26 protein-coding genes are annotated in these 25,577 nt (G+C 69.7%); 24 read left to right on the forward strand and 2 right to left on the reverse strand.

Going from position 1 to position 25,577, the window contains the following annotated elements:
• Window positions 1-2: 2 nt before the first annotated feature.
• Window positions 3-893, forward strand: coding sequence for a DMT family transporter (locus tag RSO68_RS09525; protein WP_315586426.1), 891 nt, complete (start codon window positions 3-5; stop codon window positions 891-893).
• Here RSO68_RS09525 and RSO68_RS09530 read toward each other — a convergent pair.
• Complete coding sequence (locus RSO68_RS09530; RefSeq protein ID WP_315586427.1) at window positions 884-1,573, reverse strand: arylesterase; 690 nt, start codon at window positions 1,571-1,573, stop codon at window positions 884-886. The two genes, RSO68_RS09525 and RSO68_RS09530, sit on opposite strands and share 10 nt — an antisense overlap.
• Here RSO68_RS09530 and RSO68_RS09535 point away from each other — a divergent pair.
• The 22 genes from RSO68_RS09535 to RSO68_RS09640 all read left to right on the forward strand — a co-directional run bounded on the left by RSO68_RS09535 (window position 1,572) and on the right by RSO68_RS09640 (window position 23,760).
• The gene (locus RSO68_RS09535; protein ID WP_315586428.1) at window positions 1,572-2,288 is read left to right on the forward strand and encodes an ABC transporter ATP-binding protein; all 717 of its coding nucleotides are present in this window, start codon (window positions 1,572-1,574) and stop codon (window positions 2,286-2,288) included. The two genes, RSO68_RS09530 and RSO68_RS09535, sit on opposite strands and share 2 nt — an antisense overlap.
• A complete protein-coding gene (locus RSO68_RS09540) occupies window positions 2,285-4,891 on the forward strand; it encodes an ABC transporter permease (protein WP_315586429.1) in 2,607 nt (868 codons plus the stop codon). Before RSO68_RS09535 ends, RSO68_RS09540 begins: the two co-directional genes overlap by 4 nt.
• Window positions 4,892-4,898: 7 nt before the next feature.
• The gene (locus RSO68_RS09545; protein ID WP_315586430.1) at window positions 4,899-6,326 is read left to right on the forward strand and encodes a polyphosphate kinase; all 1,428 of its coding nucleotides are present in this window, start codon (window positions 4,899-4,901) and stop codon (window positions 6,324-6,326) included.
• 119 nt (window positions 6,327-6,445) lie between these two features.
• Window positions 6,446-7,873 (forward strand): hypothetical protein, encoded by a 1,428-nt coding sequence (locus RSO68_RS09550; protein WP_315586431.1) that lies wholly within the window; start codon window positions 6,446-6,448, stop codon window positions 7,871-7,873.
• A gap of 122 nt (window positions 7,874-7,995) precedes the next feature.
• Window positions 7,996-9,264, forward strand: coding sequence for a serine hydroxymethyltransferase (glyA, locus tag RSO68_RS09555; protein ID WP_315586432.1), 1,269 nt, complete (start codon window positions 7,996-7,998; stop codon window positions 9,262-9,264).
• A 218-nt stretch (window positions 9,265-9,482) separates the two neighbouring features.
• Window positions 9,483-10,391 carry an HAD-IIB family hydrolase gene (locus RSO68_RS09560; protein WP_089848373.1) on the forward strand — a complete coding sequence of 303 codons (909 nt, stop codon included), beginning with the start codon at window positions 9,483-9,485 and terminating at the stop codon, window positions 10,389-10,391.
• A 108-nt stretch (window positions 10,392-10,499) separates the two neighbouring features.
• Complete coding sequence (locus RSO68_RS09565) at window positions 10,500-11,909, forward strand: MBL fold metallo-hydrolase (protein ID WP_315586433.1); 1,410 nt, start codon at window positions 10,500-10,502, stop codon at window positions 11,907-11,909.
• A 187-nt stretch (window positions 11,910-12,096) separates the two neighbouring features.
• Window positions 12,097-12,681 (forward strand): rhodanese-like domain-containing protein, encoded by a 585-nt coding sequence (locus tag RSO68_RS09570; protein ID WP_315586434.1) that lies wholly within the window; start codon window positions 12,097-12,099, stop codon window positions 12,679-12,681.
• Between the two features lie 69 nt (window positions 12,682-12,750).
• Complete coding sequence (locus tag RSO68_RS09575) at window positions 12,751-13,224, forward strand: hypothetical protein (RefSeq protein ID WP_089848379.1); 474 nt, start codon at window positions 12,751-12,753, stop codon at window positions 13,222-13,224.
• 29 nt (window positions 13,225-13,253) lie between these two features.
• On the forward strand, window positions 13,254-13,442 hold the full coding sequence (locus RSO68_RS09580; protein WP_089848381.1) for a YgaP family membrane protein: 189 nt from the start codon (window positions 13,254-13,256) through the stop codon (window positions 13,440-13,442).
• Window positions 13,443-13,650: 208 nt separating this feature from the next.
• Complete coding sequence (locus tag RSO68_RS09585) at window positions 13,651-14,298, forward strand: peroxiredoxin (RefSeq protein ID WP_089848384.1); 648 nt, start codon at window positions 13,651-13,653, stop codon at window positions 14,296-14,298.
• A 75-nt stretch (window positions 14,299-14,373) separates the two neighbouring features.
• Entirely contained in the window at window positions 14,374-15,285 is a 912-nt protein-coding gene (locus RSO68_RS09590) for an MBL fold metallo-hydrolase (RefSeq protein WP_089848386.1), read from the forward strand.
• A 206-nt stretch (window positions 15,286-15,491) separates the two neighbouring features.
• Entirely contained in the window at window positions 15,492-16,376 is an 885-nt protein-coding gene (locus tag RSO68_RS09595; RefSeq protein WP_315586435.1) for an MBL fold metallo-hydrolase, read from the forward strand.
• 59 nt (window positions 16,377-16,435) lie between these two features.
• Complete coding sequence (locus tag RSO68_RS09600) at window positions 16,436-16,855, forward strand: TIGR01244 family sulfur transferase (RefSeq protein ID WP_315586436.1); 420 nt, start codon at window positions 16,436-16,438, stop codon at window positions 16,853-16,855.
• Between the two features lie 57 nt (window positions 16,856-16,912).
• Complete coding sequence (locus RSO68_RS09605; protein WP_315586437.1) at window positions 16,913-18,769, forward strand: SulP family inorganic anion transporter; 1,857 nt, start codon at window positions 16,913-16,915, stop codon at window positions 18,767-18,769.
• Window positions 18,766-18,957 (forward strand): YgaP family membrane protein, encoded by a 192-nt coding sequence (locus RSO68_RS09610; RefSeq protein ID WP_089848394.1) that lies wholly within the window; start codon window positions 18,766-18,768, stop codon window positions 18,955-18,957. The genes RSO68_RS09605 and RSO68_RS09610 overlap by 4 nt, the downstream gene beginning before the upstream one ends.
• Before the next feature lie 34 nt (window positions 18,958-18,991).
• Window positions 18,992-19,465: a YeeE/YedE family protein gene (locus RSO68_RS09615; protein ID WP_315586438.1), complete on the forward strand. Its 474-nt coding sequence runs from the start codon at window positions 18,992-18,994 to the stop codon at window positions 19,463-19,465.
• Window positions 19,462-19,890, forward strand: a complete 429-nt coding sequence (locus RSO68_RS09620; RefSeq protein WP_315586439.1) for a DUF6691 family protein — start codon at window positions 19,462-19,464, stop codon at window positions 19,888-19,890. The genes RSO68_RS09615 and RSO68_RS09620 overlap by 4 nt, the downstream gene beginning before the upstream one ends.
• Window positions 19,891-20,031: 141 nt before the next feature.
• Window positions 20,032-20,733 carry a response regulator gene (locus tag RSO68_RS09625; RefSeq protein WP_089848398.1) on the forward strand — a complete coding sequence of 234 codons (702 nt, stop codon included), beginning with the start codon at window positions 20,032-20,034 and terminating at the stop codon, window positions 20,731-20,733.
• The gene (locus tag RSO68_RS09630; protein ID WP_315586440.1) at window positions 20,730-22,115 is read left to right on the forward strand and encodes an ATP-binding protein; all 1,386 of its coding nucleotides are present in this window, start codon (window positions 20,730-20,732) and stop codon (window positions 22,113-22,115) included. The genes RSO68_RS09625 and RSO68_RS09630 overlap by 4 nt, the downstream gene beginning before the upstream one ends.
• Complete coding sequence (locus RSO68_RS09635; RefSeq protein ID WP_315586441.1) at window positions 22,112-22,807, forward strand: c-type cytochrome; 696 nt, start codon at window positions 22,112-22,114, stop codon at window positions 22,805-22,807. Before RSO68_RS09630 ends, RSO68_RS09635 begins: the two co-directional genes overlap by 4 nt.
• Window positions 22,804-23,760: a c-type cytochrome gene (locus RSO68_RS09640; RefSeq protein WP_089848404.1), complete on the forward strand. Its 957-nt coding sequence runs from the start codon at window positions 22,804-22,806 to the stop codon at window positions 23,758-23,760. The genes RSO68_RS09635 and RSO68_RS09640 overlap by 4 nt, the downstream gene beginning before the upstream one ends.
• Before the next feature lie 137 nt (window positions 23,761-23,897).
• Here the strand turns inward: RSO68_RS09640 and dsbG are convergent, their stop codons facing one another.
• Window positions 23,898-24,656 (reverse strand): thiol:disulfide interchange protein DsbG, encoded by a 759-nt coding sequence (gene dsbG, locus RSO68_RS09645; protein WP_089848406.1) that lies wholly within the window; start codon window positions 24,654-24,656, stop codon window positions 23,898-23,900.
• 242 nt (window positions 24,657-24,898) lie between these two features.
• On the opposite strand from dsbG, the gene RSO68_RS09650 reads away from it, so the two are divergent.
• Window positions 24,899-25,396 carry a copper chaperone PCu(A)C gene (locus RSO68_RS09650; RefSeq protein WP_089848408.1) on the forward strand — a complete coding sequence of 166 codons (498 nt, stop codon included), beginning with the start codon at window positions 24,899-24,901 and terminating at the stop codon, window positions 25,394-25,396.
• Window positions 25,397-25,577 lie beyond the last annotated feature (181 nt).

Genomic DNA, 25,577 nt, shown 5'->3' on the forward strand with positions numbered 1-25,577 from the left:
TCATGGCTCAAGACCGTCAGGCGATGCTCTTCGGCCTGGGCGCGGTGGCGCTCTGGTCCACCGTGGCCACCGCCTTCAAGGTCGCACTCGCCTACATGTCGCCGCTGGAGCTGATGTGGCTCGCCTCGCTGGTCTCCTGGGCGCTGATGGGCGTGCTGGTGGCGCGTCAGGGCCTGATGCGCCAGGCGCTCAGGCGCGGCTGGCGCACCGCGGCCTGGGCGGGGCTGATGAACCCGGTGGCCTACTATCTGGTGCTCTTCGCCGCCTACGACCGCCTGCCGGGCCAGGAGGCGATGGCGCTCAACTACACCTGGGCGCTGGCCATGGCCTTTCTGGCCGTGCCGATTCTCGGTCAGCGGCTGACCCGCATGGACGTGATCGCCGGCCTGATCGCCTACGCGGGCGTATGGGTCATAGCCACGCGCGGGGCGGTCTTCGACGTGGCCTTCGCCGATCCGCTGGGGGTCGGCCTGGCGCTCGCCTCGACGCTGCTCTGGGCGCTCTACTGGCTGCTCAACGCCCGGGATCGTCGCCCGGCGCTGGTCGGCCAGTGGCAGAACTTCAGCGTCGGGGTACCGGTGCTGACGCTTCTGCTGGTGCTCGGGCCTGGCTTCGAATGGCACGGCTGGGCGGGGCTCGGCGCCGGGGTCTACGTGGGGCTGTTCGAGATGGGCATCGCCTTCGTGCTCTGGCAGCTGGCGGTGCACAAGGTGTCGCGGACGGCGAAGGTCTCGAACCTGATCTTCCTCTCGCCGCCGGTCTCGCTGCTGCTGCTCTTCTTGGTGGTCGGCGAGCCGATCCTGCCCTCCACCCTGGTGGGCCTGGTGCTGATACTGGGCGGCCTGGGGCTGCAGCAGTGGCAGAAGAGCCCCGCGCCCGCGGCTCAGTCCTGAGCGAGCGCGGCCTGCGCCACGCCGCTCTGTTCGAGCAGCGGCGCGAGCGCGGGCCAGACGTTCTCGAGAATTCGCGGCTGGGCGGCGGCGGTGGGGTGGATGCCGTCGTCCTGCATCAGCTCGTCCTCCAGCGCGATGCCCTCGAGCAGGAAGGGCACCAGCGGCAGGTCATGTTCGTCGGCGAGCCGCGTGAAGACCCCGGTAAAGGCGTCGCGGTAGGCTCGGCCGTAGTTGGGCGGGATGTCGATGCCGAGCAGCAGCACCTCGGCGTTCGCCGCCTGGCTTTGCTCGATCATCTGCGCCAGGTTGGCGCGCATCTGGCCCGGCGGCAGACCGCGCAGGCCGTCGTTGCCGCCGAGCTCGAGGACAACGATCTCGGGGCGATGCTGTCCGAGAAGGTCGGGAAGCCGGGCGGCGGCGCCGCTTGTGGTCTCGCCGCTGATGCTGGCGTTGACGACCCGCGCCTTTCCGTCCAGGCGGGTCTGCAGCAGACTGACCCAGCCGGCCCGCTGCTCGATGCCGTAGGCCGCGCTCAGGCTGTCGCCCATCACCAGCACCACCGGTTGCGACGCCGCCAGCGCCGACCCGCCGGCCAGCATCAGCGCAAGCGCCAGCCATAGCGCGGAGATCGTCAGTGCCGCCTGCCGGCCGAACGCATTCACAGGGAAGCCCTTCGCCATGTCCATCTCCTCTCGCCCGGATATCGACCCGATTCTACACGCCGACGCGCTCTCCAAGCAGGTCGAGAGCGGCGAGCGGCGGCTGACCATTCTGAGTGGTCTCTGCCTCTCGGTGTTCCCCGGCGAAAGCGTGGCGATCCTCGGCCAGAGCGGGGCCGGCAAGTCGACCCTGCTGGGGCTGCTGGCGGGGCTGGACACGCCGAGCGGCGGGGAGCTGGCGCTGTTCGGCCAGTCGCTGCGTGCCCTCGACGAGGATGGCCGAGCCTCGCTGCGCGCCGGGCGGGTGGGCTTCGTGTTCCAGAACTTCCAGCTGCTGCCCACCCTGACCGCGTTGGAGAACGTGCTGCTGCCGCTGGAGCTCTCGCCGAGCCCCGGCGCCGAGGCGCGGGCCCGGGAGTGGCTCGAGCGCGTCGGCCTCGGCGAGCGCCTGGACCACCTGCCCAAGCAGCTCTCCGGCGGCGAGCAGCAGCGCGTGGCCCTGGCCCGGGCCTTCGTCACCGGGGCCGACCTGGTGTTCGCCGACGAGCCCACCGGCAACCTGGACCCAATCACCGGCGAGCGCATCATCGAGGCGCTCTTCTCCCTCAACCGCGAAGCCGGCACCACCCTGGTGCTGGTGACCCATGACCACGCCCTGGCGCGGCGCTGCGATCGCTGCCTGCGCCTGGAGGGCGGCCGGCTGGTCGAGATGGCCCCCGAGGAGGTGATGGCATGAGTCGCACCGCCTGGCCGACCCTGCTGCGCCTCTCGGCGCGCGGCCTGATCCGCGACCTGCGCGCCTCCGACGTGCGGGCCCTGGCGCTGGCCCTGGCGCTGGCCGTGGCGGCCTCCACCATGATCGGCTTCTTCCTCGACCGCCTCGACCGCGGCCTGACCCGTCAGGCCGGCCAGCTCTCCGGCGGCGACGTGGTGCTGGAGCAGGGGCGCCCCTTCGGCGCCGAGATCCGCGAGGCCCTCGAGGAAGCGGGCCTGACGCTCTCCGACCAGGTCGACATGGTCTCCATGGTCAGCCGCGGCGACGCCTTCCAGCCGGCGAGCCTCAAGGTCGTCGATAGCGTCTATCCCCACTACGGCACGGCCCGGGTGGATCGCGGCGACGGCATCGAGGCGCTGCCCCGCGGCCCGGCGCCGGGCGAGGCCTGGGTGGCGCCGCGCCTGGCGCTGCTGATGGAGCTCGAGGTGGGCGATCGCATCCGCCTGGGCCAGACCGAGCTTGCGGTTGGCGGGATCATCGAACGCGAGCCCGACCAGTCGGCCGGCTTCGGCAGCTTCAATCCACGGCTGATGATGCACGTCGACGACCTGGACGCTACCGGCCTTGTGCAGGAGGGCTCGCGGGTGGAGTTCGAACTGCTGGCCGCCGGCAGCGCCGAGGCGGTGGCGCGGGTAGAGCCGCTGCTCGAGCGGCTGCGCCGCGAGGGCGTGGAGGTGCGCGACGTGCGCCGCGACCGTCCCTCGCTGGGCAATGCCCTGGCGAGGGCCGAGAAGTACCTGGGCCTGGCGGGGCTCGCGGCGGTGCTGCTGGCCGGGGTCGCCGTGGCCATGTCGACCCGCCGCTACGTCGACCGCCACCTGGATACTGCGGCGCTGCTGCGCTGCTTCGGCGCCACCCAGCGGGAGCTGCTGCGGCTGTTCGTGCTGCAGCTGGCCTGGCTGGCGCTGGCGGCCTCGGCGCTGGGCGCGCTGCTGGGGCTGGCCGGTCAGGCGCTGCTGGTGCGGCTGCTCGCGGCCTTCCTGCCGTTCAGCCTACCCGCCCCGGGGCTGTTGCCGCTGTGGCTCGGGGTGTTCACCGCTCTGGCGGTGCTGGTCGGTTTCGCCGGACCCACCCTGCTGCGCCTGAAGCGCGTCAGCGCCCTCAAGGTACTGCGCCGCGAGCTCGACCCGCTGCCGCCCTCGGCCTGGCTGGTGGTGGGCTTCGCCGCGCTGGTCTTCGGCGGCCTGCTGTGGCTCTACTCCGGCGATCCGGGGCTCGCGGCCGGCCTGCTGCTGGGCGGCCTGGTGATGCTGGCGGTGCTCTGGGGGCTCGGCGGAATGCTGCTGGCCCTGGTGCTGCGCGCCACCGCGCGCCTGCCACGGGAGGGTGGCAAGGCGGAGGGGCTGATCACGGCCGTGCGCCTCGGGGGCCAGCAGCTGGCGCGGCGACGCCGGGCGAGCCTCGGCCAGCTGCTGGCCTTCTCGGTAACCTTCTTCGCCGTGGCGATGATCGCCCTGGTGCGTGGCGACCTGCTCAGCACCTGGCAGGCCCAGCTGCCGGCGGATACGCCCAACCACTTCGCCATCAACATCCAGCCCCAGGAGCGGGACGCCTTCGAGACCGCCCTGGCCGGCGCCGCGGACGCGCGCAGCGCCCTCTATCCCATGGTCCGGGGGCGCATCAGCGCCATCGACGGCGAGATCCCCCAGGAGGTCGTGCCGGCCGAGTCGCGTGGCGACAACGCCCTGCGCCGCGAGCTCAACCTGACCTGGCGCGAGACCCTGCCCGAGGGTAACCGGGTGGTGGCCGGGCAGTGGTTCGCGGCCGGCGAGCCGTCGGGCTGGCTCGACGAGGTCGCCGCCGAACCGCGGTCGGCGGCCGACGCCTCGAGTGCAGACGACTCGGCGGTGCCGATCTCCGTGGAAGACGGCCTGGCCGCGCGACTCGGCCTAGATCTCGGCGATCATCTGACCTTCACCATCGGCAGCAACGAGGTGATTGGCGAGGTGACGAGCCTGCGCAGCCTCGACTGGGAGAGCTTCCGGCCCAACTTCTACGTGATCTTCCCGCCCGGGGTGCTGGAGCGTTTCGGCCACAGCTTCATCACCGCCTTCCACCTCGGCGACGACGACCGCGACCTGCTGCGTGAGCTGGTGCGCGAGTTCCCCGGGGTCACCCTGCTCGACGTGGAGGCGATCCTCGGCCAGGTACGCGAGGTGCTGACCCAGGTCACCCGGGCGGTGGAGCTGGTGCTCGGCTTCGTGCTGCTGGCCGGCATCAGCGTGCTCTACGCGTCGCTGACGGCGAGCCTGCCGGTGCGGGCCCACGAAAGCGGCCTGCTGCGGGTGTTTGGCGCCGGCAATCGGCTGCTCTCGCGGATGCAGGCGGCCGAGTTCGCCGTGCTCGGCTTCGCCAGCGGCCTGATGGGCGCCCTGCTGGCGGAGCTCGCCGCCGCCGGCATCTATCTCGCCTGGTTCGACCTGGCGCCGCGCTTCCACTGGGGGCTGTGGCTGACCCTGCCGCTGGCGGGGGCCGTGCTGATCGGCGTCATCGGCCACCTGCTCTCCCGGGGCCTGCGTCGCCAGGCCCCGGCGGCGAGCCTCGGCCTGCTCGGCGAGGCCTGAGGTGACGATGACGACCCACACCCTGCGCGCCCGCCTGCTGGAGGCCCAGCTCGACCTCGTGCGTCGCCGGGAGCGCTCGGTGATCGTGCTGCTGACCGGCCACGCCGTCACCCACAAGGGGCGGCTGGTCAACGAGCTCGATCACTGGCTGGAGAACCGCCACACCGAGGTGCACGCCCTGGCGCCCAGCAGCGAGGAGCAGGAGCGTCCCTACTGGTGGCGCTTCTGGCGCCGCCTGCCCGACCGCGGGCGCATCGGCATCTTTATCCACGGCTGGTACGGCGATGCGCTCTTCGCCCGGGCCGAGCGACGCCTCTCGCCGGGCGCCTTTCGGGATCGGCTGGCGGAGATCCGCGCCTTCGAGGCGGAGCTGGCCGCCGAGGGCGTGGTCCTGCTCAAGCTGTGGATGGACATCGAGCGGCCCGTCCAGCACCGCGAGATGCAGGCGCTGCAGGCCGACCCGGCGCGCGCCTGGCAGCTCGGTGCCAGCGACTGGCAGCGCCATCAGCAGCATGGCGTCATCGACGCCCTGGGGTGCGAGGTGCGCGAGGCCACGGCCGCCGAGCACGCGCCCTGGCGCCGGCTCGCCTTCCGTGACCCAGCGGCGCAGCTCGAGCAGCTGGCGGGCCTGCTGCTCGAGACCCTGACCGCGGCTCCGACCCCGCCCCGCGCCTTGGCACAGGCGCCGGTCGACGAGGCCCTTGAGGCCCCCTCGATCCACCATGCCGAGCCGCGGGTGAGTGCGCCGCTGAAGAAGCCGAGCTACGCCGCGGCGCTCGCCGAGGCGCAGGGCCGGCTGGCCCGCAACGCGCGGGAGCTGGCCCGCCGGCGCATCCCGGTGGTGCTCGCCTTCGAGGGGCTCGACGCGGCGGGGAAGGGTGGCGGCATTCATCGCCTCACCGCGGCGCTGGACGCCCGCCAGTACCGAGTTCACCGCATCGCCGCCCCCAGCGATGAGGAACGGGCGCTGCCCTGGGCCTGGCGCTTCTGGCGTCGCCTGCCGGCCGATGGGCGCATCGCGCTCTTCGATCGCAGCTGGTACGGCCGGGTGCTGGTGGAGCGGGTCGAGGGGCTGGCCCCGGAGGCGGCGTGGCGGCGCGCCTATGCGGAGATCCGCGAGTTCGAGCGTCAGCTGCTGGCCCACGGCGCCGTGCTCGGCAAGCTGTTTCTCTCGATCAGCCAGGAGGAGCAGCTGCGCCGCTTCGAGGCCCGAGCCGCCGCGCCCCACAAGCGCCACAAACTCACCGAGGAGGACTGGCGTAACCGCGCGCGCTGGGAGGACTACCGGGAGGCCATCGACGAGATGTTCGCCCGCACCCAGGCGCCGGGCGCCGAGTGGGCGCTGATCGCCTGCGACGACAAGTGTCGGGCGCGGCTCGCCCTGTTCGAGCAGATCAACCGCCGGCTGGAAGCGCGCCTGGCCGCGCCGTGCTGAGCCTGGCCCGGGCCGGCGCGAGGCGGCTAGACTGCCGGATTACTGCATTCCCCACCCAGCGTTCCCTACTCCCTGTTTCCCTGTTCCATTCCATTTTCCCCGGTTCGAGAGGTGTTCCCATGCATTCGATGACCCGTCAGGCCCTGCTGGCCGCGCTGTCGCTGTCTATCTCCCTGCCGGCGCTGGCCGATGAACAGGGCTCGACCGAACGCGGCCCGACCGAACGCGGCCCGACCGAGCGGCTGGAGGCCGATCTTCGGGCCCTGTTCGCCGATGAGGGCACGCTTGCGATCGGCGAGGTCGAGGAGGCGCTGATTCGCGACCGAGTCACCGCCCACGACCTGCATTTCGCCGGCCCCGATGGCCAGCAGCTGTGGCTCGATCGCTACGTGGTCAGCGGCGACTACGACCGCCCCGACGAGGTGCGCATCGAGGGCATTCGCCTGGAGACACCCGGTCGCGAACAGTCGCGGCTCGCCGCCGAGACGCTGCTGCTCGACGCGCCGTCCCGGGCGGTCCTTCCTCTGCATGAGGAGACCTGGCCGGCGGACGTCACGTTCGAGGGGCTCAGCGTCGAGGCGCTCGTCGCCGAGTTCGCCGGGCAGGAGCTGGGCAGTGAGTTCGGCGAGGGTCGCGGGCAGATCGCCATCGAGCGCCTGCAGGCCGCGGGGGTGAGCCGCGATGCCCTCGACGCCCTGGAGGTCAGCGGGGTGAAGGGCAAGGCCGCGGGCGACGACGAGTTCGGCAGCGGCACCTTCTCCCTGGCCTTCGCCCGGGTGGAGGGGCTGCGCGGCCTTGCGGGCACAGAAGAGGATCGTGAACTGGATCGCCTCGAGGTGCGCGACCTGGCCATCGATTTCGATCGGCTCGTGGCGTCCCTGTCATCCCTCGAGGCCGATGGCGACATGACCGACGGCGAGGGCGGCTTCCGGCTCGAGGCGCTGGATCTCGACCTGGCACGGATGATCGCCCTGGCCCCGGAGGCGGAGCGCACGCGGCTGCGCATGCTCAGCAACGTGCTGACCGACGGCAGCGGGCGGCTGCGCATCGATGCCGATTCTTCCGGGCGCTGGGAGTCGGGCGAGGCGGCCAGCCGCCTGCTGGGCGAGCTGACGCTCACCGCCGGCGAGGCCTTCGGCTGGGCGCTGGACGCCGACCTGCCGGTGCGCCTGCCAGAAGGCGTGACGCCCGCCGACTTCCTGGCCGGCATGGAAAGCCTGGAGGAGCTGACCCTGCTCGGCGGTCGGATCGATGCCACGCTCACCGATCTGGGGCTCTTCGAGCGGCTGCCGACGATCATGGCGGCCAGCCAGGGCGTGAGCGAGGCGGAATTCCTCGCGCAGGCTCGCACCCAGGCCCAGGGGTTCGGCATGATGCTCGGCCCGGAGATCGAGGCGCTCTTCTCCGGCATGGTGGCGATGATGGCGGGCGAGGCCAGCGAGCTTGCCATCGCGCTGACCCTGCCCGCCGAGAGCGAGCTCGAGGCGCTCTCCGCCGATCCCCTGGCGCTGCCGGAGCGCCTGGAGATGCGCGTGGAGAGCCGCTGAGCCGAGGGCCGGGCGCTTGAACGATTCGATGGTGGCCCGTGATCGGCTTTCATGTGAAAGCCGCCGAGGCCTGGGGTATCATGTGGTCCCCAGATTCTCCCGTGATGCGAGGTTTCCCGCCGATGTTCAGCCGTGACATGCAGATTGCCGGTTTCGATGACGCCCTGTTCGATGCGATGCAGAAGGAAGTCGCTCGTCAGGAGGCCCACATCGAACTGATTGCCTCCGAGAACTACGCGAGCCCGCGGGTCATGGAGGCCCAGGGCAGCCAGCTGACCAACAAGTACGCGGAAGGCTATCCGGGCAAGCGCTACTACGGCGGCTGCGAGTACGTGGACATCGTCGAGCAGCTGGCCATCGACTACGCCAAGGAGCTGTTCGGGGCGAGCTACGCCAACGTCCAGCCGCACTCCGGCTCCCAGGCCAACGGCGCCGTCTTCCAGGCGCTGGTCAAGCCGGGCGACACCATCCTCGGCATGAGCCTCGACGCCGGCGGCCACCTGACCCACGGCGCCCGGCCGAACTTCTCCGGCAAGCACTACGAGGCGATCCAGTACGGCCTTAACGACAGCGGCCTGATCGATTACGACGAGGTGGCGCGTCTGGCACGCGAGCACCGGCCGAAGATGATCATCGCCGGCTTCTCCGCCTACTCCCAGATCATCGACTGGGCCAAGTTCCGCGAGATCGCCGACGAGGTGGGCGCCTACCTGCTGGTCGACATGGCGCACGTCGCCGGCCTGGTGGCCGCCGGGGTCTACCCGACGCCGCTGCCCCACGCCCACGTGGTCACCACCACTACCCACAAGACCCTGCGCGGCCCGCGCGGCGGTCTGATCCTCTCTGCCGAGGGTGACGAGGCGATCGAGAAGAAGCTGCAGTCCGCGGTCTTCCCGGGCGGCCAGGGCGGCCCGCTGGAGCACGTCATCGCCGCCAAGGCGATCTGCTTCAAGGAGGCCATGGCGCCCGAGTTCAAGGCCTACCAGCAGCAGGTGGTCAAGAATGCTCAGGTCATGGCCGGGGTGTTCATCGAGCGTGGCTTCGATATCGTCTCCGGCGGCACCGAGGATCACCTCTTCCTGCTCTCTCTGATCAAGCAGGGCCTGACCGGCAAGGACGCGGACGCCGCCCTGGGCCGCGCCCACATCACCGTCAACAAGAACGCCGTGCCCGGCGATCCGCAGAGCCCCTTCGTGACCTCCGGCCTGCGCCTCGGCACTCCGGCGGTGACCACCCGTGGCTTCGGTGAGACCGAGTGTCAGGAGCTCGCCGGCTGGATCTGCGACATCCTCGACGTCATGGCCGAGGGTTCCGACACCGCCGCCATCGAGGCCGAGGTGAAGGCCAAGGTCGAGGCGGTCTGCGCCCGCCTGCCCGTCTATCGTGGCTGACACGCGCCGCCACTGAGTCGACGCCGCCTTCCGCGGACGCCTCTACGCCTCGCCAGGATGCACCCTGGCGAGGCGTTTTCGTGTGCGCTCTTGGTGCATCGGCGCGGCCGCTTTTCGCCTCGAGGGTCCACGCATCCGCGGCAGGGCGCGTCGCTCGTTCCCTGGCACGCCCCCTGCATGGGACATGACGTGTCCACCACCCTGGAGCCGGACCCGCCATGACCCTCTCAGCCGCTTCGCCCCCAGCATGCCCGCCCCGTCTGGTCTTCACCGACCTGGACGGCTCGCTGCTCGACCACCACAGCTACGACTGGGGACCGGCCCGGCCCTGGCTCGGCCGGCTGAAGGCCGAGGGCGTGCCGGTGATCCCGGTGACCAGCAAGACCCGCAGCGAGATCCTGCCGCTGCGTCGTGAGCTGGGCCTCGAGGACGCCCCCTTCATCGCCGAGAACGGCGCCCTGGCCGGCCTGCCTCTCGCCTGGAGTCATGCCCGGCTCGATCGGGGGCCCGGCCCCGATGGCCTGGCGATTCGCACCCTGGGGGTCGACATCGGCCTCATCCGTCAGCGTCTCGCGGTCTGGCGGGAGCGGCTGGGACTTGGCTTCACCACCATGAGCGAAATGACCCTGGAGGCGCTGGTCGCCTTCACCGGGCTGGCGGAACCACAGGCCCGCCTGGCGCGTCTTCGCGAGGGCAGCGAGCCGCTGATCTGGGAAGATTCGGACGAGCGCCTCGCGGCCTTCCGCGAGGGGCTCGAGGGCGATGGCCTGCGCCTGGTGCGAGGCGGGCGCTTCTGGCACGTCACCGGCGACTGCCATAAAGGCAGCGCCGTCGCCTGGCTGATAGAGCGCTTCGCGGCGCTGCGCGGCAGCCGGCCCCGGACCCTGGCGCTGGGCGATGGCCCCAACGACATCGCCATGCTCGAGGCGGTCGACCAGGCGGTGGTGATTCGTGGCTGTCATGACCTGGCGATCACGCCGGATCAGGCATCGCTCTATCGCAGCGATGCCACCGGCCCTGCCGGCTGGGCCGAGGGGATGGATTACTGGCGGGGCGAGCCGGCCGCCGACGGAGCTCGGTCGGGGAGGGCGAGCCGCCGGTCGAGCCTTCACCGTCACGCCGGCTAGGTATACCGCGTCGACGCCGATGACTCGCGTGTCCGTTATGCTGGAAGTAGGGGAGGGTGCCGCCGAGGCGGCGACGCTTCCGTCACGCCAGCCACCGGGAGCGAGACCATGTCGACACTGACCTTCCAGGGTGCGGTCAAGGAAGTCACCGGTTCCCGCTACCTCCTCGAGGTAGACGGCGATCGTCGTATCCACCGGCTGCTGCTGGAGTGCGGCCTGCACCAGGGCGGCACTGACGCCGACGCGGCCAACGCCCGCTCCTTCGGCCGCCTGCCCGGCGAGCTCGAGGCGGTGGTGCTCTCCCACGGCCACCTCGACCACTCGGGGCTGCTGCCGAAGCTCGTCCGCGAGGGCTATGACGGGCCGATCCACTGCACCCGCGGCACCCGCGACCTGCTGGAGATCATGCTGCAGGACGCCGCCTTCATCATGGCCAAGGACGTCGAGTGGGAGAACAAGTGGCGCAAGCGCAACGGCAAGCCGCTGATCGAGCCGCTCTACGAGCTGAAGGACGTCGAGCGCACCCTGTCGCTCTGCACCTCCCATGGCTATGGCCAGCCCGTTTCGCTTTCTGGCGGCGTTACCCTGGTGTTCCACGATGCCGGGCACATCCTGGGCTCGGCCATCGTCGAACTGGCCGTGCCCTCGGGCGGCCAGACGCGGCGCCTGGTCTTCTCGGGGGATCTGGGCAACCCAAGCTCGGTGCTGATGAAGGATCCCGAGAAGCTCTACGAGGCGGATCTGGTGCTGATGGAGAGCACCTACGGCGATCGCGACCACCGTCCCCTCGACGAGACACTCGAGGAGTTCGCCCAGGTGCTGGAGGAGGCCCATGCGGCGGGCGGCAACGTGCTGATTCCCGCCTTCGCCGTGGGGCGTACCCAGGAGATCCTCTACCACCTGAGCGTGCTCTATCACGAGGGCCGGCTGCGCCAGCAGCTGGTGTTTCTCGACAGCCCCATGGCGATCAAGGTCACCGAGCTCTACCACCGCGCCCGCAAGTCCCTGGATCCCGATGACCTCAAGGTGCTCAACGTGGCCGCCAGCGGCGATACCCACCGCTACCTGCCGATACTGCGCATGACGCGCACGGTGGAGGAGTCGATGGCCATCAACCGCATCCACGGCGGGGCGATCATCATCGCCGGCGCCGGGATGTGCAACGGCGGACGCATCCTCCAACACTTCCGCTACAACCTCGAGAAGCCCAGCACCCGGCTGGTGATCGTCGGCTTCCAGGCGGGGGGCACGCTGGGCCGCCAGATCGTCGACGGCGCCGAGCGGGTCCGCGTGATGGGCCGGGACCTGGCGGTCAAGGCGCGGGTGCACACCATCGGCGGCTTCTCGGCCCATGCCGGCCAGACCCAGCTGCTGGGCTGGGTCGGCGCCTTCCGCCATCGGCCGCGCGCCTACCTGGTGCACGGCGAACCCGGCGCCCAGCGGGCGCTGCAGATGCTCCTAGAACAGAGCGGTATCGAGGCCGAGATTCCCGCCTATGGTGATCGCATCGAACTCTAGGGGTTGATCCTCCCTCGACGCGCACTGTCTCCGTGCCGCACTGCGGGCACGCCGGGCGGTGAGCGGCATGGGCATGAGGGGTGAATACTTGATCTGGCTCAAGGTGCGGCGACATGCCTCATGCGCACGCGCCGGGCATGGTCTAGGCTCGACTGTGCATAAAGTTATTTGCTTAGAGGTATTTGTTATGAAAAAGACGCATGGTCTAGCGGGTTGCCTGCTTGCGGTGATGCTGGCCGCCGGTCCGGCCCTGGCCGAAGAGGTCGCAGCCTATCGGGAAACGCAGCTGGGGCTCTATGTTACCGCCAGCGAGGCCTATGAGCTGATGCAGGATAACGATCGGGCCATCCTGATCGACGTGCGTGACCCCGTGGAGATCAAGTTCACCGGCTTCGCCGAGCCGACCGACATCCACGTGCCCTGGGTACTGGCCGATCGCGACCATTTCAACGCAGACGCCAAGACCTGGCCGATGGTCAAGAATGCCGACTTCGAGGCTCAGGTGCGTGCCGAGCTGGAGGCTCTGGACGTGGCCGAGGACGATCCGATCATCGTCATGTGCCGCTCCGGCTCCACCCGCAGCGCGCCCGGCGCTGATGTGATCGCCGAGATGGGCTTCAATCGGGTCTACTCGGTCACAGACGGCTTCGAGGGCGGAAAGCTCGAGGCGGGCGATTCCAAGGGAGTGCGCGCAGTGAACGGCTGGCGCAACTCCGGGTTGCCCTGGAGCTATGAGATCGATCCCGACGTCGCCTGGCGCCCGGCCGAGTGACGCTTCCCCGACGGTCTTTCGCCATAGGGGCGCCGACCGTCATGACGAACGACGCAAAGAGGTGAGCGCATGACCATCAAGAAGACTCTGACCCTGGCCGCCGCGGCCGCCACGATCGGGTTCGCCGGGGCGGCCACCGCCGATAGCCACGGCGGCAACATGTCCAAGGACCAGGCCCTGGTGATTCTCACCAGCGACTCGCTGCAGACGCAGGGCATGGCGATGATCCTTTCCAACGCCATGCAGCAGCAGGGCACCGACCTGCACATCCTGCTCTGCGATGCCGCCGGCGATCTGGCCGTCCAGGGCTTCGCGAGCGCCGAGGCGATCAATACGCCCCCGAGCAATCCGGCTGGGCAGGTCAAGCCGGAAGGTATCCTGGGCATGCTGATGGAGAAAGGGGCCGGCGTGGATGTCTGCGCCATCTATCTGCCCAACAGCGAATACGGCGAGACCGATCTGCGCGAGGGCGTCGGTGTGGCGGCTCCGGGACCGATGGCGCAGATGATGCGCGACCCCGCCATTCCCGTATATACCTTCTGAGTGGTTCAAGCGAACCTAAGGAGTCCGTCATGAAGCGCAACGTGGGCGGTATCGACAAGGCGGCCCGTGTCGTGATCGGCGCCGTGCTGATTCTGCTGGCCCTGACCGGCACGATCGGCGTCTGGGGATGGATCGGGGTGCTGCCACTGGCTACAGGGCTGCTCAATGTCTGCCCGGCCTATTCTCTGCTTGGCATCAGCACCTGCAAGGTGAAATAGTCCCCTCGCCAGCCCTGATGTCGACACCCTCGATGTCCCCGAAGCGCCCGACTCCTTTCGAGTCGGGCGCTTTTTTGTTGAGGCAATCGCTCCGGCCCCCTATCGACTCCATGGAGGGACTCAATTGTTCTTATATGTTGCTTAGGTCTAAAGTTATAACTGTAATCAAGGTGAGTCTTCTCACCACGGCCCGCAAAGGAGAACGACCATGGAAACGCCAGCACAGCAGCCGGTTATGCCTCAGCTCAACCGTCCGGCCCCGGACTTTACCGCCAAGACCACCCAAGGAGTGAAGTCCCTGGGCGACTACAAGGGCAAGTGGCTGGTGCTCTTCGCGCACCCGGCCGACTTCACTCCGGTCTGCACCACCGAGTTCTCGGCCTTCGCGACCCGCGCCGACCAGTTTAAGGCCCTCAACACCGAGCTGCTCGGCCTCTCCATCGACAGCGTGCACGCCCACATCGCCTGGACGCGCAGCATCAAGGAAAATTTCGGCATCGAGATTCCCTTCCCGATCATCGCCGATCTGAGCATGCGGGTCGCCAACGCCTACGGCATGATCCAGCCGGGCGCCAGCGATACCGCCGCCGTGCGTGCCACCTTCGTGATCGATCCGGAAGGGGTGCTGCGCGCCATGGTCTACTACCCGATGTCCAACGGCCGCTCCGTCGACGAGATCCTGCGTCTGGTCGAGGCGCTGCAGACCAGCGATGCCAACGGCGTGGCCACGCCCGAAAACTGGCACCAGGGCGAGCCGGTGATCGTGCCGCCGCCCGCCACCGATGCCGAAGCCGAGGCACGCCAGGGTCAGGGGTACGACTACGTCGACTGGTACTTCTGCAGGAAGAGTCTCTAACGCCGAGCTCCAGGCCCCGGCATTCGCCGGGGCTTACTGGCCATGCGCCACGTTTCCCAACGTCAGGAGGCCAACATGAAGACCTTTGAACTCTCTCGCAGCCGCGCCGCCGGTCAGCCGGATGTCGCCGGTTTCTTCGATCTTCGCACCTTCAGCGTGCAGTACGTGGTCAGCGATCCGGCCACGCGGAAGTGCGCCATCATCGACCCGGTCCACGATTTCGACGAGAAGTCCGGTGCCACGGCGACCCACCATGCCGACGAGCTGCTCGCCTATATCCAGGAGCAGGGGCTCGAGGTGGAGTGGATCCTCGACACTCATCCCCATGCCGATCACTTCTCTGCGGCGCAGTACCTGAAGGAGCAGCTGGGGGCGCCCACCGCCATCGGCGAGAAGGTGGTCGAGGTGCAGGCGCTCTGGAAGGAGCTCTACCATTGGCCCGACTTCCCGGATGACGGCTCCCAGTGGGACCGCCTGTTCGCCGAGGGCGACACCTTTCGCATCGGCGAGCTGGAGGCGCGGGTGATGTTCTCGCCGGGGCATACCCTGGCCTCGATCACCTACGTGATCGGCGACGCCGCCTTCGTTCACGACACCCTCTTCCAGCCGGACTTCGGCACGGCCCGAGCGGATTTCCCCGGTGGCGACGCCCATCAGCTGTGGCGCTCCATCCAGGCGATCCTGGCCCTGCCCGACGCTACGCGTCTGTTCACCGGTCATGACTATATGCCGGATGGCCGCGAGCCCCAGTGGGAGAGCACGGTTCGCGAGCAGCGCGAGCGCAACAAGCACCTGGCCGGCAATGTCACCGAGGACGACTATGCGGCCATGCGCGACGAGCGCGATGCCGAGCTGCCGATGCCCAAGCTGATCCTGCACGCCCTGCAGGTGAATACCCGGGGCGGCCAGCTGCCGGCGCCCGAGGCCAACGGCAAACGCTACCTCAAGATCCCGCTGGACGCCCTGGATGGCGCCGACTGGGATTGAGGCCGTGTTTGTCGGGCGAGCGCCCGAACGACTCGCTCGACCACGAGGCCCGTCGCCGCGGCGACGGGCCTCGCTGATGGCGGGCGGGGTGTCGTCGAAAGGCCATTCACGACGAATGTGTATAGCAAAACGGTCTATCCTTAGAACTTGTATTGAGCTACGCTGATCCTACATTCGGCAGCGACATTCGATGGAGGGCGTCCCTCATGTCCCAGCAATCACGCGCATCCCGGCCCATCGTCACCCCCTTTTTCGATGAGCCCACCAACACCTTCAGCTATGTGGTACAGGACCCTGACAGCCCTGCCTGCGCGATCCTCGATTCGGTGCTCGACTTCGACTACGCCGCCGGTCGCACCGACGTGCGCTCCGCCGATGCCATCATCGCCTTCGTACGCGACCACGGCCTAGAGGTGGAGTGGATCCTGGAGACCCATGTCCACGCCGATCACCTCTCCGCCGCGCCCTACCTGCACGAGACGCTGGGTGGAAAGACCGGCATCGGCGCCAACATCACCGTGGTGCAGGACGTGTTCGGCAAGGCCTTCAATGCCGGCACCGAGTTCGCCCGCGACGGCAGCCAGTTCGATCGCCTCTTCGAGGAGGGCGATACCTTCGCCATCGGCCATCTGGAAGGGCGGGTGCTGCACACCCCGGGCCACACCCCGGCCTGCTTGACCTATGTGATCGGCGATGCCGCCTTCGTTGGCGATACCCTCTTCATGCCGGACTATGGCACCGCACGCTGCGACTTCCCGGGCGGCGATGCCCGCGCCCTCTACCGCTCCATCCAGAAGGTGCTGGCCCTGCCGGGCGAGACCCGGCTGTTCCTGTGCCATGACTACAAGGCCCCGGAGCGCGAGGAGTATCAGCACGAGACCAGCGTGGCAGAGCAGCGTGCCCACAACGTGCACGTCCACGAGGGGGTCAGCGAGGACGCTTTCGTCACGATGCGTACCGAGCGGGACGCGACCCTCGGCATGCCCCGGCTGATCCTGCCCTCGGTGCAGGTCAACATGCGTGCCGGTCATATGCCGCCGGCCGAGGAGAACGGTCAGGTCTACCTCAAGGTGCCGATCGACAAGTTCTGAGGCCGGGTCGTCCCGTCGCCAGAGGTCCCATGCACATGCCATCCCCCACAGGAGTGCCCATGCAGATTCAACACCTCGAAAGCGGTTTCGCCATCGCCGATGCCGTGACCCCCGCCGATCTCGACGAGATCGCCCGTCGCGGCTTCCGCGCGGTGATCTGTAACCGCCGTCCCGGCGAGGCCGAGGACCACCCCGACGACCGCCCCCTGAAGGCCCGGGCCGCCGAGCTGGGCCTCGCGTGGCGCTGTATTCCCGTCACGCCGGGCGACTATGGCGAGGCCGATATTGCCGCCTTCAGTCAGTCGCTGGACGAGTTGCCCGCGCCGATCCTGGCCTTCTGCCGGACCGGCAAGCGCGCCGTGCACCTCTGGGCCCATGCGCGCAGCCGCGAGGCCGGGTGTGACATTCCGGCGCTGCTGGCCGCGGCTCACGCGGCCGGCCACGATCCGCAGCCGATCCGCGAGATGCTCAAGGTCTGACAGGCGGACGCCCCGCGCCGCGACGGAACCGGGTTCACGACCGATGACGAGACGCCCATGACTCCTTCTCGCTGGATTCCCCTGTTCGGCTGGCTGCATGGCTATCGGCGTGATGCGCTCGCCAGCGACCTGCTGGCGGCGCTGATCGTGACGCTGATGCTGGTGCCCCAGGCGCTGGCCTACGCCCTGCTGGCCGGGCTGCCCCCGGAGGTGGGGCTCTACGCCAGCATGCTGCCGCTGGTGCTCTACGCCCTCTTCGGCACCAGCGCCACCCTGGCGGTGGGGCCGGTGGCCGTGGCCTCATTGATGACCGCCTCGGCGCTCTCCGGCATCGCGGCGCCGGGCAGCGCCGAGTACGTTGGGGCGGCCCTGGTGCTGGCCGCGCTCTCCGGGCTGGTGCTGGTGGGCATGGGCCTCTTGCGCCTGGGGTTTCTGGCCAACTTCCTGAGCCACCCGGTGATCTCGGGCTTCGTCACCGCCTCGGGCATCCTGATCGCCGCCAGTCAGCTGCGCCACGTGCTCGGCGTGGAGGCGTCCGGCCACAACCTGGTCGAGATGGGCGCGGCGCTGATCGTGGGGATCAAAGAGACCAACGCCATCACCCTGGCGATCGGCCTGGGCGTCTGGGCGTACCTGCTGATCTGCCGGCGCCACCTCAAGAGCGGACTGGTGCGCCTGGGAGTGTCGGCCACGGCCGCGGAGCTCCTCGCCAAGGCGGCGCCGGTCTCGGCGGTGATCGTCACTACCCTGCTGGCCTGGGGGCTGGGGCTCGGCGAACGGGGCGTGGCCCTGGTTGGCGAGGTGCCGAGCGGCCTGCCGACGCTGGCGCTGCCGAGCCTTCAGCCCGAACTCTGGTCGACGCTACTTCCTGCGGCGGTGCTGATCAGCCTGGTGGGCTTCGTGGAGTCGGTCTCGGTGGCCCAGACGCTGGCCGCCAAGCGCCGCCAGCGCATCGATCCCAACCGGGAGCTGATCGCGCTGGGGCTGGCTAATCTCGGCGCGGGCACAAGCGGCGGCTCGCCGGTCTCCGGCGGCTTCTCGCGCTCGGTGGTCAACTTCGAGGCCGGCGCCGCCACGCCGCTCGCCGGCGCCTTCACCGCGGTAGGCATCGCCGTGGCGACCCTGACTCTCACCACGCCGCTGTCGTTCCTGCCCAAGGCGACCCTGGCCGCCACCATCATCGTCGCGGTGGGCACCCTGATCGATTTGCCCGCGATCAAGCGCACCTGGGACTACTCCCGGGCTGACGGCGCGGCCATGCTCGCCACCCTGGTGCTGACCCTGGTCCACGGGGTGGAGAGCGGCATCCTGGTGGGGGTGGGGCTGTCGCTGGGCCTGCATCTCTATCGCACCAGCCGCCCCCACAGCGCCGTGGTGGGTCGGGTGCCGGGCAGCGAGCACTTTCGCAACGTGCAGCGTCACGCGGTCGAGACCGACGAGCGGCTGGCGATCCTGCGGGTCGACGAGAGCCTCTACTTCGCTAACGCGCGCTACCTCGAGGATACGGTCATGGAACTGGCGGCCCGCCAGCCGGGGCTGGCGCATATCGTGCTGGCCTGCCAGGCGGTCAACGTGATCGACGCCTCGGCGCTGGAGAGCTTGGAGGCGATCAATGCCCGCTTGAAGGACGCCGACGTCGCCCTGCACCTTGCCGAGGTAAAGGGACCGGTAATGGACCGCCTGGAGCACACTGTCTTCTGCCGGGCACTGACCGGCCGTGTCTTCCTCAGTACCTTCGACGCCTGGCGCGCGCTGCATGAGCAGGCCACGGCCGAGACGTCTCAGGCAGCCTGCGGCGGGGCAGGGCTCCACGACGCTGCCTCGCCACGCCCATCCGACCCGGGGCTTGGCCCCATCATGGAAAATGCCCCCGTTGACGGGCGTTTTCACGCACATCGAGGAGACTCACCATGACCCAGAATGTCGGCGGTATCGACAAGCTCGCCCGTATCATCATCGGCGCCGTGCTGATCGGCCTGGCCATCACCGGACAGGTCGGCGCCTGGGGCTTTATCGGCCTGCTGCCGCTGGTCACCGGCCTGCTCAATACCTGCCCCGCCTATCGCCTGCTGGGCATCAGCACCTGCAAGCGGCAGAAGTGAACGATCAACCGACGCGTACTGGAGGAGCTGACACGTGGATGGGATGGCAAGCCTGCAGGGGCTGATCGGGGGGATCCTGATCGGCCTGTCGGCCACCTGGCTGATGGCAACCCTGGGCCGCATCGCCGGCATCAGCGGTATCCTCGGCACCCTGATCACCCAGCGCCCGCGGGGCGACAGCGCCTGGCGGCTGGCCTTCCTGCTGGGGCTGATCAGCGGCCCGGTCGTGCTGATGATGCTGGGCGGCGGCCTGGGCAATGCCGCCGGGGGCGGGGTCGACGTGACCGGCGAGGTGATCGGCGCGCCGGCCGGCGGCGTGCCGCTGATGCTCGCCGCGGGGCTTCTGGTGGGGCTCGGCACCGGCCTCGGCAGCGGCTGCACCAGCGGTCACGGCGTCTGTGGCCTGGCGCGGCTATCGCCTCGCTCCCTGGCGGCCACCGTCATCTTCCTGGTGGCGGCGATCGTCACCGTCTTCGTGGTGCGCCACGTGATCGGAGGTGGAGCATGAAGACCGAGACCCAGAAAACGCTCATGGGCTACGTCGCCGGGCTGCTCTTCGGCCTCGGCCTCGCCGTCTCCGGCATGACCGACCCGGCCCGGGTCCTCGGCTTCCTGGATCTCGCCGGCGCCTGGGACCCGACCCTGATGTTCGTGCTGGGCGGCGCCGTGATCACCAACTTCATCGGCTACCGTCTGGTGCTGCGCCGCCCCCACCCGCTGCTGGGCGAGCGCTTCCAGCTGCCCACGCGCACCGATCTGGACGGCCGACTGATCGGCGGCGCCGCCCTGTTCGGCATCGGCTGGGGGCTCTCAGGCTACTGCCCGGGGCCGGCCTTCGCCTCCTTCGCCGGGCTCTCCGCGCCGCTTGCCGCCATGCTGGTGGCGATGGTGCTCGGCTGGTTCCTGGCGCGGGCGATCCCCGCCCGGAGCTGATCGCCTCGCCCTCTCTTCCGAGCCTCTCTCACCCCGGGGGAGGCGCGATATCGACCAATGGACGGCATGCCCGGCCGGCGTGGCTTAACGCCCGCTTAATGGTCCGGTGACAAGATGTCGCAGTTCACGAGGATTCCTGTCATGCACGTACTGCTCATCGAGGATGACGCCCTGGTAGCGTCGGGCATCCAGGCCGGGCTCGGCGTCTACGACTTCGTCGTCGACACCGTGGGCTCCATTGGTGAGGCCCGCTCGGTCATGGAGACGGTCTCAAGCGACGTGGTGATCCTCGATCGCGGCCTGCCCGATGGCGACGGCATGACGCTGCTCGAGGAGTGGCGGGCGGCCGGCATCGATGTCCCGGTGCTGATCCTCACCGCGCGCGACGCGGTGAGCGATCGCATCGAGGGGCTGCACGTCGGCGCCGACGACTATCTGGTCAAGCCCTTCGACCTCGACGAGCTGGTGGCGCGCCTGCAGGCGCTGCTGCGCCGCGCCGCCGGACGCTCCCGGGCGCTGGTCGAACACGGCGCGCTGTGTCTCGATCCCGTCTCCCGGGAGGTGACGGTGGCCGGATGGCCGGTGGCGCTGTCGCGCCGCGAGCTGGTGCTGCTGGAGGCCTTCCTCCAGGCGCCACGCAGCGTGCTCAGCGCCGAGCAGCTCAAGGACAGCCTCTACGGCATGAACGAGGAGGTGGAGAGCAACGCGCTCAACGTCCACATCCACCATCTGCGCCGCAAGCTCGGCAGCCGGGTGATCGAGACGGTGCGCGGGCTGGGGTACCGACTCGGCGAGCCCGCGGCGGTCGAGGCGCCGCGGCGCCCCGGGACGGATCGCCCATGAGCCTGCGCACGCGCCTGGTGTTGACCTTGGGGGCCACGCTGCTGCTGCTGTGGGGGCTCGCCGCCGCCTGGCTGATGCGCGATCTCTACCAGCAGGTGGAGGCGACCCTGGACCAGCGTCTGGCCCAGTCGGCGCGAATGGTCTCGGGGCTGATGGCGCAGCTGCCGGTCGAGGTCTGGGAACAGGCCGATCGGCGGGCGCTCTCGATTCCCCCCATCGAGGGGCTGGCCTGCCAGGTGCATTCGCCCCGGGGCGAGATCCTGGCGCGCACCCATACCGACATGCAGGAGATCCTGAAGGCCAGCGCGCCGGGGCACGCCTATCGCGAGGAGGGGGGCGTGACCTGGCGGGTGTTCACCTATGAGCGCAACGGGCTGACCATCACCACCGCCGATCGCATGGACGAGCGCGACCTGCTGATGGCCAACGTGCTGCAGGTGGCGGTGGTGCCCTTCGTGGTGGCGCTGGCGGGTAGCCTGCTGGCGCTGTGGATCGGCGTGGTGAGAGGGCTCAAGCCGCTGGAGCGGCTGCGCGACGCCCTGGCGCGACGCCATCCGGACGCCTTGGCGCCGGTGGCGACCCACGGCGTGCCGGACGAGATTCGGCCGCTGGTGGACGCGCTCAACGCCCTGCTGGCGCGCATCCAGCAGGCCATCGTCCGCGAACAGCGCTTCACTAACGACGCGGCCCATGAGCTGCGCACGCCGCTCACGGCCATCAAGACCCACCTCCAGGTGGCGCAGCGCGTTGAGGGCGAGGCGGCGCGCCGGGCGCTGGATCATGCCGAGGAGGGCGTGGCGCGGCTCTCCCGCACCCTGGACCAGCTGTTGATGCTGGCGCGGGTCGAGGGGCGGGTGCATTTCGAGGACGGCGAGGTCAGCTGCGCCGCCGACGTGGTGGAGCTGGCCCTGCGGGACGCCCGGACAAGCGAGCAGGCGCGTTTTACGCAGCCCGGCTCCCTGCCCGAGGGCGAGCTCGCGGTGCCGCGGGAACTGGCCATCACGGCGCTGCGCAATCTGGTGGACAATGCGCTGCGCCACGGGCCCGAGGGGAGCCCGGTGGCGGTCACGAGCCGGCTCGACGAGACGGGCCGGGCGCTGACCTTCGGCGTCAGGGATCACGGCCCCGGGGTCGAGGAGGGCCAGCTCGAGCAGCTGCCCCGACGCTTCTGGCGGGCGAGTCCCCAGCAGGGCAGCGGCCTGGGGCTTGCCATCGTGGCCGCCATCGCCGAGCGCTTCGGCGGCCGGCTGGCCTTCGCTAGCCCCGAGGGGGGCGGGCTCGAGGCCCGGCTGACCCTGCCGCTGACGACGGGACCGGTGCCGCCGGCCCGATCAGAGTCCCTGCAGGGGATCAACGACAATGACGAGGGGAACCCGAGATGACGACCAAAAGAATCACGAGCGGCCTCGGCCTGCTGCTGGGCCTTGGCCTGGCGGCAGGGCAGGCCCAGGCCCTGGAGGGCGACGCCGAGCGCGGCCAGCAGGCGGCCGGGGTCTGTGTGGCCTGCCACCAGGCCGACGGCATGGGCATGGACAACCCGAACGGCGAGTCATGGCCGCGCCTGGCGGGGCTGCCGGCGGCCTACATCGAGAAGCAGCTGCACGACATCAAGGCGGGGCGCCGCGAGAGCGCCACCATGATGCCGTTCGCCAACATGCTCGATGATCAGCAGATCGCCGACGTCTCGGCCTACTACGCCGAGATGACGGCCTGGCCGACGCTGCCCACGGCGTATCAACCCGCCGATCCCGAGGACGCCGCCGAGTGGCTGGCCCATCGCGGCGACTGGGCCGAGGACGCCATGATCCCGGCCTGCAACCAGTGCCACGGCCCCAACGGCCAGGGCGTGGGCGATGTCTTCCCGCCCCTGGCCGGCCAGCATGCCGGTTACCTCGAGGCCCAGCTCGAGGCCTGGCGCGACGGCTCGCGGCACAACGACCCCAACCAGTTGATGGTGGGCATCGCCGAGCGCCTCGACGAGGCGCAGATCGCGATGATCGCCGACTACTACGCCACGCTGCCGGCAACGCTCGCCGAGCGAGACGCCCCGTCATCCGAGGAGGACGCCCCATGAGCCTGCGCATATCCCGAGCGGCGACCCTGGTCGCGACCCTGGCCCTCTCGCCGGCCGCCCTGGCCCAGGATGAGGGCGTCGAGCGCGACTATCAGATTCCGCTACCCGAGGCCCCCGAGGGCGAGGTGACCTTTACGCCGCCCCACGAGCGCGACCTGCCCGATAACCAGTACGGCGACATGGTGCGCCAGGGGCGCGATCTCTTCCTCAACACCCAGTCGCTGCGCGGCGAGTACGTCTTCAACGAGCAGAACTGCGCCAACTGCCACCTCGACGCCGGCCGCTTGGCCAACTCCGCGCCGATGTGGGCCTCCTTCGGCGTCTACCCGGCCTATCGTGGCAAGAACGACAAGGTGAACACCCTGGCCGAGCGGATCCAGGGCTGCTTTACCTACTCCATGAACGGCACGCCGCCGCCGACCGGTAGCGAGCCGCTGGTGGCCATGCAGACCTACCTGCACTGGATGTCGACCGGCGCGCCGATCAATGAGTCGCTGCCCGGCCGCGGCTATCCCAAGCTCGAGGAGGCCGAGCAGGCGCCCGACCGCGCGCGGGGCGCCGAGGTCTATGCCGCGCAGTGCGCGGTCTGCCACGGCGACGAGGGCCAGGGCCAGAAGGTCGGTGAGCGGCAGGTCTTCCCGCCGCTGTGGGGCGACGGCGCCTATAACTGGGGCGCCGGCATGCACCGGGTGAATACCGCGGCCAACTTCATCAAGGCCAACATGCCGCTGGGCAAGCCCTACTCGCTCAGCGACCAGCAGGCCTGGGACGTGGCGGCATTCATCAACAGCCACGAGCGCCCCCAGGATCCGCGTCGCCGCACCCTGGAGACCCTGGAGGAGACCGACGCGACCTTCCATAACCACCACGGCTACTACGGGGACGAGATCGACGGCCATCGCCTGGGCGACCACGCCGACTTCGGCGAGAACCCGCGGCCCCTCGACGGCTGAACCCAGCCACCGCGCGAACGTAGCGGGCCCCGCTGCCATGGTAGCGGGGCCCGTTGTGTCTGAGGGAGCAGGGGCCCGTTGTGTCTAAGAGAGCAGTGGCCCGTTGCGTTCAGTGCAGTAGGGGCTAGAGACGCCGATCAGGGGCGCGGCGAGCCCATCATCTCGATCAGACGGTCTTCCTGGGGGGCGCCCTGCACCTGCTCCAGGCGGCCGTCGTCGCGGCGATAGTAGGTGGTCGGGGTGGCCATCAGCCCCAGGCCCTCGAAGCGCTGGTTGTTGGCCCGCACCTGCTCCTCGATCTCGCGCGGCTGCGCGGCGGCCTCGATGCCGCTGTCGCTCTGCTGATGCGCCTGTAGCGCCCGGGCGGGGTCGTCGGCGCCCAGCAGGGCGGCGGCCTTGGCGGGGCTGTCGCTTTTCAGGATGCCGACCATGATATGGCGCAGCTGCACCCGGCCGGCCTCCACCCAAGGACGGCTCTGGGCGTGGAAGCGCTCGCAGTAGGGGCAGTTGGGGTCGGTGAAGGTGTAGAGGATGCGCTCGGCGTCCGGGTCGCCATCGGCGATCCAATGGCTCTGCTCGAGCGCCTGCCACACCTCGGCCTCCTGGGCGCTGCGCACGTGCTTGTCCAGCGGAGCGGCGGAGAGATCCTCGCCCTGGGCGTCGATCAGGGTGCCGACCACCGCGTGCTCGCCGTCCGGGGTGAGGTAGACGGCCATCTCGCGGCCGCGGTGGCTGGCGGCGAAGCCGTCGAGGCCCCCCGGCGCCTCGAAGCGGGCATGGACCTCCAGGCCCTCGTCCACCAGGGCCTGGATCGGGGCCGGCCAGGAGGTGTCGGCGGAAAGCGTCGTGGCGGCGGTCAGGGAAAGCAGGCCGATCGTCAGGGAGAGGGTTCGCATCGCGATGTCCTTGTGAAGCGCTGTCTTCGAATGATGTCGTGAGGGCATGTCGTTGGGGCTGACGAGGGGACTCGCGCCGGGCCCCCGAAGTTCCCATCCTGACACGCCGGCATTAGCCGTGAATTAATCGTGTGGTCGTCAGGCGGGGCGAGATGCCGCATCCCGCTCGCCGGCGGCGCCATGGCAGGATAGGGTCGTTGCCTGACCCGACTGCCGTTTTCTGACTGCTGGAGTCCATCGCCATGCGCCTTTCCGCCCGTCCGTTGTTGCTGCGCTCTCTTCTCTCCTTGCCGCTCTCCCTGTCGCTGCTTGCCGCCGCCGCCCAGGCCGACTCCCTCAGCGTCGAGGACGCGCACGTGCGCGCCGTGCCGCCCGGCTCGCCCACCACCGCCGCCTTCATGACGCTGACCAACCCGGGCGAGACGGACCTGGCGCTGGTCGGGGGCGCCTCGCCGCTGGCCGGCCACCTGGAGCTGCACAACCACGTAATGGTCGACGGCGTGATGCAGATGCGTCGGGTCGAGGCGATTCCGCTGCCTGCCGGCGAGACCGTGCGGCTGGCGCCGGGAGGCTGGCACCTGATGATGTTCGAGCTGGCGGCGACCCCGGCCGAGGGCGAGCGCGTCGAGCTGACCCTGACCCTTGATAGCGGCGAGTCCCTGACCTTGGAGGCGCCGGTCCAGCGGGTGCAGCCGATGGAGATGAAGGGGGGCGAGAAGGGCGCCCACTCGGGCCACTGACGGGGTCACTATCGCCCTGTCGAGCGGCGCCTGATCGCCGTGTGGAGCGGATCCGGGCCATCCGCCTGAGGCGTCGTGAGGGCGCTTCGCCGTCGTCGCGTTCCGGGGTGCATGACCCCGGGCCCCGCCCGTGGTGGAGCGCTGGGCGCTCTGCCCGTGAACCGTTACAATGCGGCGACAG

Source organism: Halomonas saccharevitans (assembly GCF_032333995.1).
Lineage (GTDB): Bacteria > Pseudomonadota > Gammaproteobacteria > Pseudomonadales > Halomonadaceae > Halomonas > Halomonas saccharevitans.

Coding starts and splice junctions, on each gene's coding strand:
- RSO68_RS09525 (WP_315586426.1), top strand. CDS start 3: ATGGCTCAAGACCGTCAGGCGATGCTCTTCGGCCTGGGCGCGGTGGCG.
- RSO68_RS09535 (WP_315586428.1), top strand. CDS start 1,572: ATGTCCATCTCCTCTCGCCCGGATATCGACCCGATTCTACACGCCGAC.
- RSO68_RS09530 (WP_315586427.1), bottom strand. CDS start 1,573: ATGGCGAAGGGCTTCCCTGTGAATGCGTTCGGCCGGCAGGCGGCACTG.
- RSO68_RS09540 (WP_315586429.1), top strand. CDS start 2,285: ATGAGTCGCACCGCCTGGCCGACCCTGCTGCGCCTCTCGGCGCGCGGC.
- RSO68_RS09545 (WP_315586430.1), top strand. CDS start 4,899: ATGACGACCCACACCCTGCGCGCCCGCCTGCTGGAGGCCCAGCTCGAC.
- RSO68_RS09550 (WP_315586431.1), top strand. CDS start 6,446: ATGCATTCGATGACCCGTCAGGCCCTGCTGGCCGCGCTGTCGCTGTCT.
- glyA (WP_315586432.1), top strand. CDS start 7,996: ATGTTCAGCCGTGACATGCAGATTGCCGGTTTCGATGACGCCCTGTTC.
- RSO68_RS09560 (WP_089848373.1), top strand. CDS start 9,483: ATGACCCTCTCAGCCGCTTCGCCCCCAGCATGCCCGCCCCGTCTGGTC.
- RSO68_RS09565 (WP_315586433.1), top strand. CDS start 10,500: ATGTCGACACTGACCTTCCAGGGTGCGGTCAAGGAAGTCACCGGTTCC.
- RSO68_RS09570 (WP_315586434.1), top strand. CDS start 12,097: ATGAAAAAGACGCATGGTCTAGCGGGTTGCCTGCTTGCGGTGATGCTG.
- RSO68_RS09575 (WP_089848379.1), top strand. CDS start 12,751: ATGACCATCAAGAAGACTCTGACCCTGGCCGCCGCGGCCGCCACGATC.
- RSO68_RS09580 (WP_089848381.1), top strand. CDS start 13,254: ATGAAGCGCAACGTGGGCGGTATCGACAAGGCGGCCCGTGTCGTGATC.
- RSO68_RS09585 (WP_089848384.1), top strand. CDS start 13,651: ATGGAAACGCCAGCACAGCAGCCGGTTATGCCTCAGCTCAACCGTCCG.
- RSO68_RS09590 (WP_089848386.1), top strand. CDS start 14,374: ATGAAGACCTTTGAACTCTCTCGCAGCCGCGCCGCCGGTCAGCCGGAT.
- RSO68_RS09595 (WP_315586435.1), top strand. CDS start 15,492: ATGTCCCAGCAATCACGCGCATCCCGGCCCATCGTCACCCCCTTTTTC.
- RSO68_RS09600 (WP_315586436.1), top strand. CDS start 16,436: ATGCAGATTCAACACCTCGAAAGCGGTTTCGCCATCGCCGATGCCGTG.
- RSO68_RS09605 (WP_315586437.1), top strand. CDS start 16,913: ATGACTCCTTCTCGCTGGATTCCCCTGTTCGGCTGGCTGCATGGCTAT.
- RSO68_RS09610 (WP_089848394.1), top strand. CDS start 18,766: ATGACCCAGAATGTCGGCGGTATCGACAAGCTCGCCCGTATCATCATC.
- RSO68_RS09620 (WP_315586439.1), top strand. CDS start 19,462: ATGAAGACCGAGACCCAGAAAACGCTCATGGGCTACGTCGCCGGGCTG.
- RSO68_RS09625 (WP_089848398.1), top strand. CDS start 20,032: ATGCACGTACTGCTCATCGAGGATGACGCCCTGGTAGCGTCGGGCATC.
- RSO68_RS09630 (WP_315586440.1), top strand. CDS start 20,730: ATGAGCCTGCGCACGCGCCTGGTGTTGACCTTGGGGGCCACGCTGCTG.
- RSO68_RS09635 (WP_315586441.1), top strand. CDS start 22,112: ATGACGACCAAAAGAATCACGAGCGGCCTCGGCCTGCTGCTGGGCCTT.
- RSO68_RS09640 (WP_089848404.1), top strand. CDS start 22,804: ATGAGCCTGCGCATATCCCGAGCGGCGACCCTGGTCGCGACCCTGGCC.
- dsbG (WP_089848406.1), bottom strand. CDS start 24,656: ATGCGAACCCTCTCCCTGACGATCGGCCTGCTTTCCCTGACCGCCGCC.
- RSO68_RS09650 (WP_089848408.1), top strand. CDS start 24,899: ATGCGCCTTTCCGCCCGTCCGTTGTTGCTGCGCTCTCTTCTCTCCTTG.